Source organism: Streptomyces sp. ST2-7A (assembly GCF_021390475.1).
Lineage (GTDB): Bacteria > Actinomycetota > Actinomycetes > Streptomycetales > Streptomycetaceae > Streptomyces.
Genome location: NZ_JAJUWS010000035.1, coordinates 17,196 through 34,138, shown reverse-complemented (window position 1 = coordinate 34,138; position 16,943 = coordinate 17,196). Strand labels below are relative to the sequence as shown.

At 74.4% G+C, this 16,943-nt stretch carries 15 protein-coding genes; 11 read left to right on the top strand and 4 right to left on the bottom strand.

Annotated features, from left to right (window positions below):
- Window positions 1-61: 61 nt before the first annotated feature.
- From cysC to LZF96_RS19585, 8 genes are all read left to right on the top strand, one after another.
- Entirely contained in the window at window positions 62-613 is a 552-nt protein-coding gene (cysC, locus tag LZF96_RS19620; protein WP_233874374.1) for an adenylyl-sulfate kinase, read from the top strand.
- On the top strand, window positions 610-1,560 hold the full coding sequence (cysD, locus tag LZF96_RS19615; protein ID WP_233874371.1) for a sulfate adenylyltransferase subunit CysD: 951 nt from the start codon (window positions 610-612) through the stop codon (window positions 1,558-1,560). The genes cysC and cysD overlap by 4 nt, the downstream gene beginning before the upstream one ends.
- Entirely contained in the window at window positions 1,560-2,918 is a 1,359-nt protein-coding gene (locus LZF96_RS19610) for a sulfate adenylyltransferase subunit 1 (protein ID WP_233874368.1), read from the top strand. Before cysD ends, LZF96_RS19610 begins: the two co-directional genes overlap by 1 nt.
- A gap of 1 nt (window position 2,919) precedes the next feature.
- Window positions 2,920-3,729 carry an ABC transporter ATP-binding protein gene (locus tag LZF96_RS19605; RefSeq protein WP_233874365.1) on the top strand — a complete coding sequence of 270 codons (810 nt, stop codon included), beginning with the start codon at window positions 2,920-2,922 and terminating at the stop codon, window positions 3,727-3,729.
- Entirely contained in the window at window positions 3,716-4,627 is a 912-nt protein-coding gene (locus LZF96_RS19600) for an ABC transporter permease (protein ID WP_233874362.1), read from the top strand. Before LZF96_RS19605 ends, LZF96_RS19600 begins: the two co-directional genes overlap by 14 nt.
- A gap of 63 nt (window positions 4,628-4,690) precedes the next feature.
- On the top strand, window positions 4,691-5,563 hold the full coding sequence (locus LZF96_RS19595; RefSeq protein WP_233874360.1) for a sirohydrochlorin chelatase: 873 nt from the start codon (window positions 4,691-4,693) through the stop codon (window positions 5,561-5,563).
- Window positions 5,564-5,880: 317 nt separating this feature from the next.
- Window positions 5,881-6,363 (top strand): hypothetical protein, encoded by a 483-nt coding sequence (locus LZF96_RS19590; protein WP_233874357.1) that lies wholly within the window; start codon window positions 5,881-5,883, stop codon window positions 6,361-6,363.
- A gap of 26 nt (window positions 6,364-6,389) precedes the next feature.
- On the top strand, window positions 6,390-6,890 hold the full coding sequence (locus LZF96_RS19585) for a gamma-glutamylcyclotransferase family protein (RefSeq protein ID WP_233874354.1): 501 nt from the start codon (window positions 6,390-6,392) through the stop codon (window positions 6,888-6,890).
- A gap of 116 nt (window positions 6,891-7,006) precedes the next feature.
- Here LZF96_RS19585 and LZF96_RS19580 read toward each other — a convergent pair whose 3' ends face one another.
- Window positions 7,007-8,029: an NAD-dependent epimerase/dehydratase family protein gene (locus LZF96_RS19580; RefSeq protein WP_233874351.1), complete on the bottom strand. Its 1,023-nt coding sequence runs from the start codon at window positions 8,027-8,029 to the stop codon at window positions 7,007-7,009.
- A gap of 165 nt (window positions 8,030-8,194) precedes the next feature.
- Between LZF96_RS19580 and LZF96_RS19575 the strand changes: the two genes are divergently transcribed.
- Window positions 8,195-8,827 carry a GNAT family N-acetyltransferase gene (locus tag LZF96_RS19575; RefSeq protein WP_233874348.1) on the top strand — a complete coding sequence of 211 codons (633 nt, stop codon included), beginning with the start codon at window positions 8,195-8,197 and terminating at the stop codon, window positions 8,825-8,827.
- A gap of 37 nt (window positions 8,828-8,864) precedes the next feature.
- Here LZF96_RS19575 and LZF96_RS19570 read toward each other — a convergent pair whose 3' ends face one another.
- Entirely contained in the window at window positions 8,865-10,217 is a 1,353-nt protein-coding gene (locus tag LZF96_RS19570; protein WP_308294243.1) for a CDP-alcohol phosphatidyltransferase family protein, read from the bottom strand.
- Between the two features lie 207 nt (window positions 10,218-10,424).
- The gene (locus LZF96_RS19565; protein WP_233874345.1) at window positions 10,425-11,657 is read right to left on the bottom strand and encodes an SAV2148 family HEPN domain-containing protein; all 1,233 of its coding nucleotides are present in this window, start codon (window positions 11,655-11,657) and stop codon (window positions 10,425-10,427) included.
- A gap of 190 nt (window positions 11,658-11,847) precedes the next feature.
- Between LZF96_RS19565 and treY the strand changes: the two genes are divergently transcribed.
- Window positions 11,848-14,466, top strand: coding sequence for a malto-oligosyltrehalose synthase (gene treY / locus LZF96_RS19560; RefSeq protein WP_233874342.1), 2,619 nt, complete (start codon window positions 11,848-11,850; stop codon window positions 14,464-14,466).
- Window positions 14,467-14,678: 212 nt separating this feature from the next.
- Window positions 14,679-15,974, top strand: a complete 1,296-nt coding sequence (locus tag LZF96_RS19555; RefSeq protein ID WP_374203279.1) for a lytic polysaccharide monooxygenase — start codon at window positions 14,679-14,681, stop codon at window positions 15,972-15,974.
- Window positions 15,975-16,234: 260 nt separating this feature from the next.
- Here LZF96_RS19555 and LZF96_RS19550 read toward each other — a convergent pair whose 3' ends face one another.
- On the bottom strand, window positions 16,235-16,852 hold the full coding sequence (locus LZF96_RS19550; RefSeq protein ID WP_233874338.1) for a DUF1707 and FHA domain-containing protein: 618 nt from the start codon (window positions 16,850-16,852) through the stop codon (window positions 16,235-16,237).
- Window positions 16,853-16,943 lie beyond the last annotated feature (91 nt).

The following is a 16,943-nucleotide window of genomic DNA, read 5'->3' as shown; positions in this document are numbered from 1 at the left end:
CCGCACCGCGGACCGCCCCGGCCCACCGGGAACCCACGACGCACCTCGAAGGGAACGCGAGATGAGCAGCGGCACCGATCTGCCGGGCGCCACCGTCTGGCTCACCGGGCTGCCGAGCGCGGGCAAGACCACCATCGCCCGCGCCGTCGCCGACCGACTGACCGCCGCCGGACACCGCGCGGAGGTGCTGGACGGCGACGAGATCCGCGAGTTCCTCTCCGCCGGCCTGGGCTTCTCCCGCGAGGACCGGGACACCAACGTGCGGCGGATCGGCTTCGTCGCCGAACTGCTGGCCTCCAACGGCGTGATCGCGCTGGTGCCGGTCATCGCGCCCTACGCCGACAGCCGCAAGGCCGTGCGCGCCCGACACGACGCCGAGGGCACCGCCTACCTGGAGGTGCACGTCGCGACGCCGGTGGATGTCTGCTCCGAGCGGGACGTCAAGGGCCTGTACGCCCGGCAGGCGGCCGGCGAGCTGTCCGGCCTGACCGGGGTGGACGACCCGTACGAGGCACCGACCGCCCCGGACCTGCGGATCGAGACCGACGGGCGGAGCGTCGCCGAGTCCGCCGACGCCGTGCACGCGCTGCTGACCGAGAGGGGACTGGCATGACCACCACGGTGACCCCGGCGGCCGACACCGCCATCGACACCGCCGACAACCCGTTCGCGCTCTCCCACCTGGACGCGTTGGAGTCGGAGGCGGTGCACGTCTTCCGGGAGGTGGCGGGTGAGTTCGAGCGGCCGGTGATCCTGTTCTCCGGCGGCAAGGACTCCATCGTGATGCTGCACCTGGCGTTGAAGGCGTTCGCGCCGGCGCCGGTGCCGTTCGCGCTGCTGCACGTGGACACCGGCCACAACTTCCCCGAGGTCATCGACTACCGGGATAGCACGGTGGCCCGGCACGGGCTGCGGCTGCACGTGGCCTCGGTGCAGGAGTTCATCGACCGCGGCGAGCTGCGCGAGCGCCCCGACGGCACCCGCAACCCGCTGCAGACGGTGCCGCTGCTGGACGCCATCACGAGTAACCGTTTCGACGCGGTCTTCGGCGGTGGACGGCGCGACGAGGAGAAGGCCCGCGCCAAGGAGCGGGTGTTCTCCCTGCGCGACGAGTTCGGCGGCTGGGACCCGCGCCGCCAGCGCCCCGAACTGTGGCAGCTGTACAACGGCCGGCACGCGCCGGGCGAGCACGTGCGGGTCTTCCCGCTGTCGAACTGGACCGAGCTGGACGTGTGGCAGTACATCGAGCGCGAGGTCATCGAGCTGCCGGCGATCTACTACGCCCACCGCCGCGAGGTCTTCGCCCGCGACGGCATGTGGCTGGCCCCCGGTGAGTGGGGCGGGCCCCGCGAGGGCGAGAGGGTGCAGGAGCGCCTGGTGCGCTACCGCACCGTGGGCGACATGTCCTGCACCGGCGCGGTGGACTCCGACGCCGACACCATCGAGAAGGTGATCGTCGAGATCGCCGCCTCCCGACTGACCGAACGCGGCGCCACCCGGGCCGACGACAAGCTCTCGGAGGCCGCCATGGAGGACCGCAAGCGCGAGGGGTACTTCTGATGACGACCACACCCGCACCCACCGCCTCGACCGCCTCGGCCGCGTCAACGACATTGTTGCGCTTCGCGACCGCCGGATCGGTGGACGACGGCAAATCCACCCTGGTCGGCCGGCTGCTGCACGACTCCAAGTCGGTGCTCACCGACCAGCTCGAGGCCGTCGAGCACGCCTCCCGCAGCCGCGGCCACGCGGCCCCGGATCTGGCGTTGCTCACCGACGGTCTGCGCGCCGAGCGCGAGCAGGGCATCACCATCGACGTGGCCTACCGCTACTTCGCCACCCCCGCGCGCCGCTTCATCCTGGCCGACACCCCCGGGCACGTGCAGTACACCCGCAACATGGTCACCGGCGCCTCCACCGCGCACCTGACCGTGATCCTGATCGACGCCCGGCACGGGGTGGTCGAGCAGACCCGCCGGCACGCCGCGGTCGCCGCCCTGCTGCGGGTCCCGCACGTGGTGCTGGCGGTCAACAAGATGGACCTCATCGACCACGACGAGGCCGCCTTCGGCGCCATCGCCGAGGAGTTCACCGCCTACGCCGCCTCGCTGGGGGTGCCGGAGGTCACCGCCATCCCGATCTCCGCCCTGAACGGCGACAACGTCGTGGTCCGCTCGGCCGCCATGGACTGGTACACCGGCCCCACCGTGCTGGAACACCTGGAGGGCGTGGAGGTGGGCCACGACCCGGGCGCCGAGCCGGCCCGCTTCCCCGTGCAGTACGTCATCCGCCCACAGAGCGCCGAGCTGCCGGACTACCGCGGCTACGCCGGGCAGATCGCCGCCGGCGTGCTGCGCGTCGGGCAGCCGGTCACCGTACTGCCCTCCGGTCGCACCACCACCGTCAACGCCATCGACCTGCTCGGCGAGCCGGTGGACGTGGCATGGTCCCCGCAGTCGGTGACCGTGCGCCTGGCCGACGACCTGGACATCTCGCGCGGCGACCTGATCGCCGCCGGCCCCCTGGCCGAGCCGGTCCGGGAGATCACCGCCACCGCCTGCCACCTGCACGACCGGCCCCTGACGCCCGGCGCGCGGGTGCTGCTCAAGCACACCACCCGCACCGTCAAGGCCATCGTCACCGAGATTCCCTCCCGGCTCTCGTTGGCCGACCTGACCCGGGAGCCGAATCCCGGGCAGCTGGCCGCCAACGACATCGGCCGGATCGTCGTGCGCACCGCCGAACCGCTGGCCGTGGACGCCTACGCCGACTCCCGCCGCACCGGCTCCTTCCTGCTGATCGACCCCGCCGACGGCTCCACCCTCACCGCCGCCATGGCCGGGGACGCCTTCGCCGACGCCCGTGGCGCCGGTGAGACCTCCCCCACCGCCCCCGACGAGGAAGGCTGGGACTTCTGACATGAGCACCGGACTGGTCGCACCCACCGTTTCCGCCCCCGCCGCCGCGCGGGGCACCACCCCCGACCGTGCCGTGCGCCTGGAGGGCGTCTCCAAGGTGTACGGCACCGGGGACCGGGCCCAGCTCGTCCTGGACTCGATCGACATGCGCGTCGCCCCCGGCGAATTCGTGTGCCTGCTGGGGGCCTCGGGCTGTGGCAAGTCCACTCTGCTCAACCTGGTGGCGGGGCTGGACCGGCCCAGCGCCGGCGACGTCACCGTGGCCGGCGGCCGACCGGCCCTGATGTTCCAGGACCACGCCCTGTTCCCCTGGCTCAGCGCCGGCCGCAACATCGAACTGGCCCTGCGCCTGGCCGGCGTCCCCCGCGAGGAACGCCGGGACCGCGCCGAGGAACTCCTCGAGCTGGTCCGACTGCCCGGCGCCCACCGCAAGCGCGTCCACCAGCTCTCCGGCGGCATGCGGCAGCGCGTCGCCCTGGCCCGCTCCCTGGCCCAGGGCAGCGGCATCCTGCTGATGGACGAACCCTTCGCCGCCCTGGACGCCATCACCCGCGACCTGCTCCACGAGGAACTGAGCCGGGTGTGGCGCGAACGCCGCCTCACGGTCCTGTTCGTCACGCACAACGTCCGCGAGGCCGTACGGCTGGGACAGCGCGTCGTCCTGCTCTCCTCCCGCCCCGGACGCGTCGCCCGGGAATGGAACGTGGACCTGCCCTTCCCGCGCCGCATCGAGGACAGCGGTGTGTCCGCGCTGGCCACCGAGATCACCGGGCACCTGCACGAGGAGATCGTTCGCCATGCCCGGGCCTGAGACCGACACCGGAACCCGCCCGGGGACCTCCCCGCACGACGGCGGGTCCGGGCCGGGCGACGACTCCCGGGAGATGGCCTCCGGGCTCGACGCCCTGGAGTCCGGTGTCGACGCCCCCCGTCCGCTCCACCGTCGTCTCCTGCACCGCGCCGGACCGCCGCTGCTGGCCATCGCGCTGGTCCTGGTGGTCTGGCAGATCCTCGCCACGCTCGGCCGTCCGGCGACGCTGCCGGCCCCCGGCGCGGTGTGGGGCGAGTTGGTGGAGGCCAACCGGCAGGGGGACCTGCTGCCGGCGATCGGTCACAGCCTGCTGCGCTGCGTGATCGGATTCGGCGCGGCGGCGGCCATCGGGCTCCCGCTGGGCCTGCTGCTGACCCGGGTGACGGTGATGCGGACGGTCCTGCGGCCCATCCTGACCGCGGTGCAGTCCCTGCCGGCGGCGGCCCTGGTGCCGGTGGCGGTGCTGGCACTGGGCAACTCCGAGGGCGCGGTCTACGCCGTGGTCCTGCTCGGCGCGGTACCGTCGATCGCGGTGACCGTCGCCTCCGCCGTGGATCAGCTGCCACCGCTGCTGCTGCGGGCCGGTCGTTCGATGGGCGCCACGGGTGTGCGGGGCGCCGCCCTGATCACCGTCCCCGCCGCGATGCCGGGCTTCATCGCGGCTCTCCGACAGGGATGGACCTTCGGTTGGCGGGCCCTGATGACGGCGGAATTGATTACGGCGACCCCTTTGCCCGGTTTGGGTGAGATGCTGGCGAATGGGAACCGGGAGGGCTCGATGAGTCTGGTGCTCGCCTCGGTCTCCCTGATCCTGGTGGTGGGAGTGGTCGTGGAGTCCGCGATCTTCCGCCCCCTGGAGCGCCGGGTGCTCACCGGGCGCGGCCTGGCCACCGGCTGACGCCGCACCGGACCCGGGGACCCGTGCCGGAACACGGCACGCCGCGAACGAAAGTCGACCACTATGCACGGGATCACGGACAACGACACCGCAACGGTGGTGGGAGGGCCCTCACGGACGACCGGCCCACCGCTGCTGATCGTGGCCCACGGCAGTCGTGATCCGCGTCACCCGGCGACCGTGGCGCTGCTCGCCGAGCGGGTCCGGGCCATGCGCCCCGACCTGCCGGTGCGGGTCTGCCACCTGGAGTTCAACCTGCCCAACCCGGCACAGGCGCTGGCCGGCCTGTACGCCGCCGGCGAGCGGCGGGTGATCGCGGTGCCGCTGCTGCTGACCCGGGCCTTCCACGCCAAGACCGACATCCCCGGCGTGCTGTCCCGGGAGGTCCGCGGGCTGCCGGGGATGCGCGTGGAGCAGGCCGACGTGCTCGGCCCGGACCTGCTGCTGCGGGCCGCCATGACCCGGCGGCTGCACGATGCCGGCATCTCCCCCGCCCACCACGCCGAGACCGGCGTGGTCCTGGCCGCGGCGGGATCCTCCGACCCGGAGGCGATCGCGGTGATCGCGGAAACCGCGCGGGAGTGGCGGCGTGCCGAGGGATGGCACGCCGTGCGACCCGCGTTCGCCTCCGCCTCCCCGCCCACCACGGCGGACGCCGTGCGCGCGCTGCGCGCCGAGGGCGTCCGCCGGGTGGCGGTGGCCCCCTACGTGATCGCGCCGGGCCGACTGCCGGACCGCATCCTGCGCGGTGCCGAGGAGGCCGGCGCGGACGTGGTGGCGCAGGTTCTGGGCGACGCGCCCGAGCTGGCACGCCTGATGCTGCGCCGCTACGACGCGGCCGGGACCGGCCGCGTCCCGCGGGCTCGTCGGATGGGCGTTCCGCCGGGACGCGGCCGGCTCCCCGGCCGGCTCGCGGTCGGCTCCCGGCGGCGCTGAGGGCCTGAGCCGGCGGGGCGGGTCGGGAGGCACGGGGCGGCCCCGTTCCGGGCGGGTGACATTCCGGCGGCGGGCACGGGGAACCGGAGCCCGCGCGGTCGTCTTGGCGTCCCATCCGGGAGCGTGGCCCGAAACTCCGGTGGAGGCGCCGCGCCCCGACGACCACGGGTGTCCCGGGGCCCCCTCCCCCACCTCCCCGTCACCTTCCGCACCCCGGCTCACGTCCCGTTCCGCGTCCCGCGTGCCGGGGCCGTTTCGTGATTCCGCCCGACACCCCGGGGGTCCGCGCGGGGGGTTCGGCGCGTTAGCCTTCCAGAGTGCCGGATGATCCCTCGGAACCACGGAACGGAGCGAGGCCACCGCGCGGTGTCGCGCTGTCGCTCCTCATCAGCATGGGCGCGTGGCTGTTCTTCGGTTCCCCCATGGGTGGGAACCGCGGCGGGCCCCTCGAGGAGTCCGCGGGCGGGTGGGTCGTGCTGCCGGCCGATCGTTCGGAGGGCTCGCGGTGCGGCTGGGACGGCACCTGGGCGATCCTCCGGTACCAGGGTGCCGAACCCGACCGGGTCGGTGAGGACCTCGCCGTGCAGCCGGGCGATCGCTGGGAGTTCGAGAACGGCTGGGAGGCCGCCGAGTGGCTGCGGGCCCTCGCCGGTGAGCCCCTGCCCGGCGCCCCGCAGGAGGGCATGGACGCGGAGGAGATCGCCGAATTCCTCCAGAGCGCCCCCGCCACCTGGCGGTACGGCGGCCGAACCGCCTGCGTGGTCGGTTCCGGCGACTCCCCCGGCCCGACCGGACGCTGATGGGGCCGGACGCGGATCGGGAAGCCGTGGGCGGGAAGGCGACCGTCGCCGGGGAACACCCGCCGTTCTTCGTCTACGGCACCCTGCGGCGCGGCGGCCGGTACCACGAGGCGTGTCTCGGCGGGCGCGTTGTCACCGGCTCCGGGCCCGAGCCGGCGATCCTGCCCGGCGCGTCCCTGTTCCGGGGCCCCGGCTACCCGTACGCGGTGCCCGAACCCGACCGCCCCGACGCCTTCGTGCGCGGGGAACTGTTCCGCCCGCTGCCCGGCCGGGACGCGGAGGTGCGGGAGGTCCTCGACCGCCTGGAGGGGTACCGGCCCGGCGCCCCGGACAACCTCTACGAACCGGTGGTGGCCCGGGTGCTGCGTCCCGACGGCACGGCCGTGCGGGCACGGCTGTACGTCGCGGCGCCGGCCCTCGCCCGGCGGCTGCGGGTCGAGGGGGAACGGATACCGGGCGGGGACTGGATGGCGGACGGGGTCGCCCGGATCGGGCCGGCCGACGCCTCCGACGGGCCGGCGGGCTGATCCGGGCGTTCGTCATGCCGCCGTCGTGCCGCTCGTCATGCCACCGTTCGTGCCGCCGGTCGGACCCGGGCACCGGCACGACACGGTTCGAGTGGGATCCACCGCTCCCGAACCGGTCACTCCCCGCCGCGCACGACCCGCAGCACCGCCTCCTCCTTCTCCGCCGGCACCCCCGGCCGCCGGACTCCCGAGCCCGCCGGGTGGGGGATGCCCAGCGGATCGGCCTCCGCCGGCAGGCCGCGCAGCCAGGCGAGGGTGTCCGCGACGGTCTCCGTCACCGGGCGGCAGCGCAGCCCCGCCGCCCGGGCGCGACCGGTGTCCGAGCGGTACAGCATGTCGTGCACCTCACCCGGCGGGAACCACATCGGCAGCTCGGTGAAGGGGTCGACGCCGGCGGCGAGCACCGTCCGCGGGTCGGCCCAGACCAACTCGGCGTCGGAGTCGACGGCCGCCCGGCAGGCCTCCAGAAACCCCTCCATCGTGGTGTGCCCCGACACGCTCACCGTGTCGTGGGCCCCGCCCAGCCCGTGTTCGGCCGCGTCCAGGCACCAGGCGGCGAGGTCCCGGGCGTCGATCCACTGCATCGGCAGGTCCCGCGGCCCCGGCGCGAGGACCGGCCCGCCGCGCTCCATCCGCCGCAACCACCAGGGCAGCCGACCGATGTTCTCGTGCGGGCCGAGGATGATGCCGGCGCGGGCGAACAGGGCACGGTCGCCGAACTCCCGCAGGGCCGCCAGTTCACCTCCGCGTTTGTCGGCGGGGTAGTCGACGGAGTCGGCGTCCGGGGAGGCATCCACCGTCGGGGAGTCCTCGTTCATCCCGGCGACCGGCGGCGGGGCGTAGACCGAGCGGGAGGAGACGTACACGTACCGTCCGACGCGCGGCTCCAGCAGTCGCGCGGTGTCGCGCACCGCCCGGGGCGCGCCGATCCAGGTGTCCGCGACGATGTCCCACTCCCCCTCGGCCAGGGCCGCCAACCCGCCCTCCGGGGCGAGTCGGTCGCCCAGCGCCACCTCCGCCCCCTCGGGGGCGGGCCGGGTCCCCCGGTTGAACACCGTCACGTCCCAGCCGCGGGCCACCCCGTCCTCGGCGAGTGCCCGTCCCACGAATTCCGTCCCGCCCAGCACCAGTAGTCTCATGTCCCCGACCCTCTCCCGGAACGGGGCCCTCCGCCCGTGGTTCACGCCCGTCGCGGAATCGCCCCTGGCGTAACGGCTCCGGGAACTCCCCCGGTCCCGGGGCTCCCGTGGGCCCCTTCCGGGGAACGCGCCGGCGGCTCCCGGGCGCGCGCTACCGTCCACCGGGTGCGTACTACCGATTTCCCGGCGCCCGGCTTCCCCGGCGCGCCCGACGAGTTGACCACCCTGCCCGCCGGACCCCGACTGCGCCGGTGGCGGGCGACCGACGCGGGGGCCGTGCGGGACGCCTTCCGGGCCCCGCTGATGGAACGGCAGGCACCCGAACCCGTGGAGGATCTGTCGGCCGCGCACCGGTGGCTGGGGGAACGCGAGGAGGAGTGGGCCGCCGGCCGGGCCTTCTCGTGGGCGGTACTGCCCACCGGATCACCGACGGACCCCCCGGTGGGGTGTGTGCGGCTGGGCGCGGTGGAACGCCGGCACGGCACGGCATGGGTGTCCTACTGGGCGGTCCCGGCGGCGCGGGGGCGCGGGATCACCACGGCCGCCCTGCGGGCGGTCTGCGGAGCGGCCTTCGGGCCGCTGGGGTTGTACCGCCTCGAGCTGGGTCACCGCACCGACAACCCGGCCTCCTGCGGGGTGGCGCGCGGCGCGGGCTTCGCCGTGGAGGGGGTGGAACGCGGCAAGCTGCTGTGGGGTGGGCGACGGTACGACGTGGAGTTGCACGCCCGGTTGGCCGACGACCCGTCTCCGGGCACGGAGGGCGATGACACGATCGGGGTCGGTCACCCCATCGGGTGACCGACCCCGGTGCGGGAACGCCGGTGGGCGGGCGGCCTCAGACGATTTCCCCGGCGGGCGTCGCGGCCGTGCCGGCGGCGGGGGCGGCCGGAGCGGGAGGGGTGACTCCCGGGGCCGAGGCCGCGGTGACCACCGGGGCGGGGACCACCGGACCGGTCGCGACCGGGGCCGGGGCGACCGGAGCGGGGACGACGGGAACGGGGGTGACGGACTTCTCGCCCGTCCCGGTCTCCGGGAGGGCTTGCCCGGGGATCAGGGCGGGGGTACCCGCCGCCCTCAGCTCCTGTTCGCGCTCCCGTCGCCGCTCCTCGCGCAGATCGAAGTCGGCGAGGGTGCGGCCGAAGTCGCGGGTGGAGAGCTGGAGCTTGTAGATGATGGCCAGCTCGAAGACCAACAGCAACACCCCGGCGGCGATCGTCACCGGCACCACCGCGTTCAGCGCGGGGGCGACGATGAACACCGCCATCTGGAACTCGATGCCGCTGACCAGGTGGGTGCGGATGCGGTGCCGCAGCAGGAAGGAGCGGCAGCGCAGGTACCAGGGGAAGCGACTGCGGAACTCGCGGTGCAGATCGACCACGGTCACGGTGGGGCGGGGTGCCCCGGCGGCCGGGGGCGCCGGGGCGTTCGGGACCGTCGTGGTCGGGACCGGGGGAACGCCCCGCGACTGCGCGGGGATCCCGCCCGACTCGACCCCGGTGGCCGACACCACGGCCGGCGCGGAGCCGTCCCTCATCTCCCGCAGGGCCCGCTCGCGCGCCTCCTCGATCTCCCGGGCGTCCCGGTCGCTCTCGGCGTCGGCGGCGGGGTTCTCCCGCAGCAGGTCCTCCATGAACGCCAGCTCTATGGCGTTCTCCGCCTCCCGGGCGCGCTGTGCGCGGGCCTTGAGCTGCTTGCGCATCTCGTGGCGCACCTTGAAGATCTGGAGCGCGTCGAGGTAGCGCAGCATGTCGAGGAAGACGACGGCCAGCGCGAGCCAGAGGTACACGACCTCACCGGTGGCGGCGTACTGGCCGCCCATCAGCGCGATGGCGCACGCCAGGACCCGGACGCGGTCGAAGACGTAGTCCAGCCACGCCCCGAAGATCGATCCGGTGCCGGTGAGCCGGGCGAGCTTGCCGTCCATGCAGTCCAGGACGAAGCTCAGGTGGTACAGGAGTGCGCCCAGCAGCAACCACCGCCAGTCGGCGAGGGCGAAGCAGGCGGCGGCGCCGAGCCCCAGGAGCAGAGCCAGCCAGGTGATCGCGTCGGGTGTCAGGCGGGTGTGGATCGCGGTCCAGCGGACCAGAGGTGTGGCGACCGGGTCGACGAGCAGAACGGTCCACCACGCGTCCCGTTTCTTCTGGGTGATCTCGCGGACGTGGGGCAGCGGGGGGATGTCTCGGCGCATTGTCTGCTTCCAGGCGGGCGGTGTGGATCGGCCGACGCTATGAGGGGAGGCGTCGGGTGCGCAACCCGCCCGGTGCATCGAATTGACGCAGCTCACATCATCGCACCGCATCTCTCCGCCGATCCGGGACAACCCCGGCACCGGCTCCTCCCGGACCGGCGCCCCGCCGGCACCCCGCCACCGGCCCGAACCGGGCGGACGCCCGGTTCAGGACACCGGTCGGGAGGTCTCCCAGAGGGATTCGAACTCCTCGCGATAGGTCTCGAAGATGCTCAGCTCCCCGCCCTCGCGGCGCCGCTCGGGGCGCACCACCGCGCGGGCCGGCCGGCGCAGCACCAGCGCGGGGCTCTCGACCCCCCGGGCACGCCGCAGGTAGGGCTGGACCACGGCCAGGCCGTCGGGTTCGTCGGCGTCCACGAAGTACCCGCCGAAGCGGGGCACCTCGTCCGAGACGTGGATCTCGAAGGCCTCGGGGTCCCGCACCCGACCGCGGACCCGCCGGGTGTGCAGGATGGCGGTCTCCACCGAACGACTCAGTTCCCCGCGCTTGAGCCCGAGTTCGCGCTCCCGGCGGCGCATGGCGCCGGCGGCGGGGTTGAGGAAGAGCAGCCGAACCCGGGCCCCGGCGTCGGCGAGGTGGATCAGGCGGCGGCCGGGATAGTTCTGCACCAGCAGCCCCAGAGCCGTGCCCACCGCGTCCAGGCGCCGGGCACCGCCGAACAACTCCTCGGTCGGCAGCTGGCGTTGCAACCGGATGCGGTCGGGGTGCACCCCGGCGACATCGGTGAAGCGCTCGCCGACCAGCCGCTCGAGCACGTCGGTGGGCAATCGGCCGGCGTCCCGTTCCGGGTCGTGACCGTCGAGGATCCGCAGCAGACGCGCGCAGCCGCGCTCGGCCTGGTCCAGCACCGCCCGGTTCAACCCCCGGTTGCGTGCCACCGCGCTGCGGGCCACCTCCAACTCGTCCAGGGTCAGCTCGAGTTCGCGCCGGTTGTCGAAGTAGGGCGAGAAACAGGGCCAGTGCTGGGTCATCAACTCCCGCAGCTGCGGGATGGTCAGGAAGGACAGCACCGTGTCGTCGGCCGGATCCAGGACGTGCCCCTTGCGGCGGCTCACCTCCCGCAGGGCCGCCGCCCGTTGCACCCATTCCTGCCCCGTCGGACCGGCGGCGGCGACCTCCCACTCCGGGCCGTGCACCGGCTCGTAGACCGGGCGCAGGACCGCCGCGACCACGGCGCGCAGCCGCTGTTCCACCAGATTGAGCCAGACGTAGGCCCGGCCGGCCCGCTCCACGCGCACCCGTACCTCGGCCCAGTCCTCCGCGTCCCAGGCGAGGTCCGTGCCGATCTCCACGGGACGCGGCAGGGCCACCGTCTCCGTCACCGCCCCCTCGCGATCCCCCCCGTTCCCCGGGGGAAGCTCACGACCCGAAGAGCTCACCCGAGCGCACCGCCTTCCCCGACCGATGGATCAAGGAAGCCTACTGCGGTGGGACCCGCCCCCGCAGCCCGGAACGGAACCCGACGGGGTTCCGTCGGTGGTTTCGGCCGGCCGAAACGCCGACCGGTCGGGTACCCGACCGGAGCACACCGGGGCGTGAGGGGGCGCGGGTCCGGGCACAGCACTGGACATGAGCCCCGATGCCCCCGATGCCCCCGTCGGTCCCGACTCCTCCCGCCCCGGCCCGCCCGGTCGCGTGCCGGTGGACGCGCCCACCGCGACCTACCGGCTGCAGTTGCAGCCCGACTTCCCCTTCTCCGCGGCGGCCCGGGTGGTGCCGCACCTCGCCGACCTGGGAGTGTCCCACCTGCACCTGTCCCCCGTGCTGGAGGCGGTGCCCGGGTCCGGTCACGGCTACGACGTGGTGGACCCCACCCGGGTGCGGGCCGAACTCGGCGGCGAGGAGGGGCTGCGGGAGCTGGCCTCGACGGCGGCGGAACACGGCCTGGGCCTGGTGCTGGACATCGTGCCCAACCACATGGCGGTACCGGTACCGGCTCGGCTGAACCGCCCGCTGTGGGAGACCCTGCGGCACGGCCCCGACTCCCCCGCCGCCCGCTGTTTCGACATCGACTGGGAGGCGGGCGACGGGCGGATGCTGCTGCCGGTGCTGCCCGGTCCGATCGGCGGAGAGCTGGCCTCCTTCACCGTCGAGCGCCCCGATGAGGGCGAGGGTGACGGCGAGGGGAGGGGTGACGGGGAGGCGGTGCTGCGGCACGGCCCGCTGTGCTTCCCGCTGCGGCCCGGCACCGAGGACCTGCCGATGGCGGAGCTGCTGGAGGCCCAGCACTACCGGCTCGCCTGGTGGCGGCTGGCCGCCGGGGAGCTGAACTACCGTCGCTTCTTCACCGTGAACGAGCTGATCGCGGTGCGGGTGGAGGACCCGGAGGTGTTCGCCGTCACCCACGGCACCGTGCTGCGGCTGCTGGCGGAGGGCGTGGTCTCGGGACTGCGGATCGACCACCCGGACGGGCTGGCCGACCCGCCCGGCTACCTGCGCCGGCTGGCCCGGCACACCGGCGGGGCCTGGACGGTGGTGGAGAAGATCCTGGGTGCCGGCGAGGAGCTGCCCGGCGACTGGCCGGTGGCCGGCACCACCGGTTACGACGCACTGCGGCACGTGGACGGGGTGCTGCGCGATCCGGAGGGCGCGGCGGCGCTCACCGAGGCCCACCGGGTCTTCACCGGCGTCCCGGCGGAGGCCGGGGGCGAGTGGGCGGCGACCGAACGGCACGCCGCCCGACGGATGGTGAGCCGGGACCTGGCCGCCGAGGTGGCGCGCTGGTGCCGGGCGGCGGAACGGGTGTGCCGGGCCGCCCCGAAGCTGGCGCTGCGGGACCACTCGGCGGACGCGCTGCGGGCGGCGCTGGTGGAGATCGTGGCCGGACTGCCGGTGTACCGGCCGTACGTACCGGCGGACGGCCCGCCGTCGGCGACCGACGAGGCCCTGCTGACCGAGGCCGCGCGCCGGGCGGAGGAGACGCTGACCGACGCGCGGGAGCGGGCGGCGGTGCCGGTGGTGCGGGACCTGGCGCTGGGCCGTCTCGGTGGGGGGGCGGACGGGGACGAGGCGCGGATCCGGTTCGCGCAGCTGTCCTCCGCGCTGCGGGCGAAGGCGGCCGAGGACACCGCGTTCTACCGGTACACGCCGGTGCTCGCCGCCTGCGAGGTGGGCGGGGACCCCGGGCGACCGACGGTGGACCCGGAGGAGTTCCACGCCTTCTGTGGGCGGATCGCCCGCGATTGGCCGCTGACCGGGACGGTGCTCTCCACCCACGACGCCAAGCGCAGCGCGGACGTGCGGGCGCGGCTGGGGGCGCTGACCGAGGTCGCCGAGGAGTGGGTGGCGCTGCTGGAGGAGCGGGCACGGGAGGCGGGGCGGCCCGGTGGTGCGGAGTTGGACCCGCACACCGAGTGGATCGGGCGGCAGACCGCGCTGGGGTTGGGCGCTCCGGACCCGGCCGCCGGCGGGGAGGGAGCGGACCGGCATCGGGAGCGGTTGACGGCCGCGCTGATGAAGGGCGCGCGGGAGGCGAAACTGCGCACCGACTGGACGGACGGCGATCCGGTGTACGAGGCGGCGTTGGAGGAGTTCACGGCCCGGGTCCTGTGCGGGGAGCCGGACGCGGCGGGCGCGGCGCTGGAGCGGCAGGTGGCCGAGCGGGCCCGGGTGAACGCGCTCTCCGCGACGCTGCTGCACCTGACGATGCCGGGGGTTCCGGACCTCTACCAGGGCACCGAGGTGGAGTACCGGGCGCTGGTGGATCCGGACAACCGGGACCCGTACCGGCCGCCGGTCGACCCGCCGGAGGGGAGCGTCGGGGCGGAGAAGCTGCGGGTGACCCGGCGGGCGCTGCGGTTGCGGCGTCGGCATCCGGAGTGGTTCGGGGCGGGGTCCGCGTACACGCCGTTGCGGGCGGAGGGGCCGGCGGCGGCGCACGTGCTGGCCTTCGGCCGGGGCCCGGCCGGGGAGGCGCCGCGCGCGGTCATCGCCGTGACCCGGCTGAGCGGGTCGTTGCCGGCCGACGGGTCCCCGGAGACGGTGCTCGGACTGCCGGCGGGTGAGTGGGAGGACCTGTTGACGGGGCGCCGGCTGACGGTGGTCGCGGCCCCGGAGGGGGATGCCGACGAAGGGGCGGGTGGGGGTGTCGGTGGCGGTGTGCCGGGGGTGCCTCCCGGTGAGGGGCGGGTCGCGCGCACGGAGGTGTTCGGCGGGTCACCGGTGGTGCTGATGGTCCGTCGCCCCTGATCCCCGCCGACCTCCTTCGACCCCAATGGGCGCCGGCGGCCGAAAGGTTGCTGTGACGCGATGTCTTTACAGGTTCAACGAAGAACGCTACGTTCCCCTGTATGGGAGCGCTCCCATGAGCGAATCATGGACCATCCCCCCCACCTCATCACGCGAAGGGACGTCACGCGATGAGATTCCGAGCAACTCCCGGAGGACGTAGGAGGGCCGCGTTGCTGACGCTGCTCTCCTTCCTGCCGGCCGTCGGTCTGATCGTCTTCACCGGCCCCTCGGCCTCCGCCCACGGCGCACCGATGGGCCCCGGCAGCCGAACCTTCCTGTGTTGGGAACACGCGGTCACCCAGAGCGGGCAGATCGACCCGACCAACCCCGCATGTCGCGCGGCACTCCAGCAGGGCGGCGCGACCGCCTACTACAACTGGTTCGCGGTGTTGCAGTCCAACGGTCAGGGCCGCACCCGGGGCTTCATCCCGGACGGTCGACTGTGCAGCGGCAACTCCGGCGCCTACGACTTCTCGGGCTTCGACCTGGCCCGCAACGACTGGCCCTACACCCACGTGACCGCGGGCGCGCCGTTCCGCTTCACCTACAACGTGTGGGCCCACCACCCGGGCACCTTCCACCTGTACGTCACCAAGGACGGCTACGACCCCACGAAGCCACTGGCCTGGAATGACCTGGAGGACCAGCCCTTCCACTCGGTGACCAACCCGCCGTGGACCGGCAGCGTCGGCACCGTGGAGGCCGAGTACTTCTGGACCGCCAACCTGCCGAGGAACAAGACCGGCAAGCACATCATCTACATGATCTGGGTCCGCTCCGACAGCCCGGAGAACTTCTACAGCTGCTCCGACGTCGTCTTCGACGGCGGCAGCGGTGAGGTCACCATTCCCGGTGTCGGCAGCGGCGGTCCCGGTGGCAACACCGTGGGCGGCGGTTCCGGCGGCAACGACGGCGGTGACAACGGCGGGACCGGCGGTGACGACGGCGGCGCCAGCGTCGGCGGTGTCGGCGGCGGTGACAACGGCGGCTCCGGCGACAACGGCGGTGACAACGGCGGCCCGGGCCCCATCGGCGCGGAGTGCACCGCCCAGCGCACCATCGTCAGCAGCTGGTCCGGCGGCTACCAGGCCGAGGTGACCGTCACCAACGCCCTGAACGTCGCGCTGACCGGCTGGACCGCCTCCTGGAACCAGCCGGCGGGCAGCAGCGTGAACCAGGTCTGGAGCGGCACCTCGATGGTCCACGGCGACCATGTGATGGTGCAGAACGCGAGTTGGAACGGCTCACTCGCGCCGGGCGCCTCCACCAGCTTCGGCTACATCGCGTCCGGCAGCCCGCCATCCGACTCGACAGTGGAGTGCGGCGGCTTCCGGGCCGGCACACAGGCCGGTGAGCAGCACGCCGCCCACGCGACGCACGCCGGGCACACCACCGACGCCGGACCGGCCGGGGAGACCCTGCTGGACCGGATGTTCGCCGGCGTCCGGAGTCTGATCTCGGCCTGACCCCGGACCCGGGACGCCGACGTGCCAAGGGCGTCCCGGGGACACCGCACCACCACCGCACCACCCGGTCGGGGCGCGGCGGCCCGCCCCGCCCCCCCCCCCCCCCCCCCCCCCGACCCGGATCCTGACCTCCGGCCCGCCGCCGCCCTTCCCTGCCCCCGCTCGGCGGCGGGTCGGATCACACCGGCGGGAGCGGGGCGACCCCCACGGGGTCGCCCCGTCGCCCGTCCACGGACGGCCCCGGGCGGTCGGAACGGCCCTCAGCGGGCGGCGAGCCGGAACGCCGTCCCGCCGAACCGCACCCGATCGCCCGGGGCCACCGGCACCGCTCCGGTGACCCGACGGCCGTTGACCCACGTGCCGTTGGCCGACCCCAGGTCACGGAGCGACCACCCTCCCCCGGGCACGGCGTGCAGCTGCGCGTGGAACCGCGAGACGCTCGCGTCGTTGAGCCGCAGCACCGACCCCGGCGCCCGCCCGATCGACATCGGGTGCGGCCCCGGCACCGGCAGCAACAGTTCCGGCAGCCGCTCCTGCCGCCAGGCGTGCCGCAACCGCTCGCGATACGCCGACAACCGGCCCACCACCCGCACCAGCCGGCCCGGGTCCCCGCCCCCGTCCACGAGGACCGGGAACGCCCCGCCGGGGGCGTACGGCACCGGCGCCGCGCCGGCCGCCGCCGCACGGCGCGGCAGGTCCTCCAGGACCGCCCGCAGCTCATCGGGACGCCGGGCGACCAACACCACCTCCATGCGGCGCAGGAAGGTGTCGTGCGAAACCCGGCCCTGCGCCGCGCTCTCCCGCAACAGCGCCAGCGCGTGCTCCCGTTCCGCGTCGGAGACCCGGGGCGGCGGCGGGCCGGCTTCGAGGGAGTTCATGGTCCGTCATTGTCCCGGCGCCCCCTCCCGGTGTCCAGATCGTCGCCGGTCAGCGCGATGCGGGTGATCGACGAACGGTTCCCGCGGATTC

What these genes read in the sequence shown, in the direction of transcription:
- cysC (WP_233874374.1), top strand. Translation starts at nt 62, where the DNA reads ATGAGCAGCGGCACCGATCTGCCGGGCGCCACCGTCTGGCTCACCGGG.
- cysD (WP_233874371.1), top strand. Translation starts at nt 610, where the DNA reads ATGACCACCACGGTGACCCCGGCGGCCGACACCGCCATCGACACCGCC.
- LZF96_RS19610 (WP_233874368.1), top strand. Translation starts at nt 1,560, where the DNA reads ATGACGACCACACCCGCACCCACCGCCTCGACCGCCTCGGCCGCGTCA.
- LZF96_RS19605 (WP_233874365.1), top strand. Translation starts at nt 2,920, where the DNA reads ATGAGCACCGGACTGGTCGCACCCACCGTTTCCGCCCCCGCCGCCGCG.
- LZF96_RS19600 (WP_233874362.1), top strand. Translation starts at nt 3,716, where the DNA reads ATGCCCGGGCCTGAGACCGACACCGGAACCCGCCCGGGGACCTCCCCG.
- LZF96_RS19595 (WP_233874360.1), top strand. Translation starts at nt 4,691, where the DNA reads ATGCACGGGATCACGGACAACGACACCGCAACGGTGGTGGGAGGGCCC.
- LZF96_RS19580 (WP_233874351.1), bottom strand. Translation starts at nt 8,029, where the DNA reads ATGAGACTACTGGTGCTGGGCGGGACGGAATTCGTGGGACGGGCACTC.
- LZF96_RS19570 (WP_308294243.1), bottom strand. Translation starts at nt 10,217, where the DNA reads ATGCGCCGAGACATCCCCCCGCTGCCCCACGTCCGCGAGATCACCCAG.
- treY (WP_233874342.1), top strand. Translation starts at nt 11,848, where the DNA reads ATGAGCCCCGATGCCCCCGATGCCCCCGTCGGTCCCGACTCCTCCCGC.
- LZF96_RS19550 (WP_233874338.1), bottom strand. Translation starts at nt 16,852, where the DNA reads ATGAACTCCCTCGAAGCCGGCCCGCCGCCGCCCCGGGTCTCCGACGCG.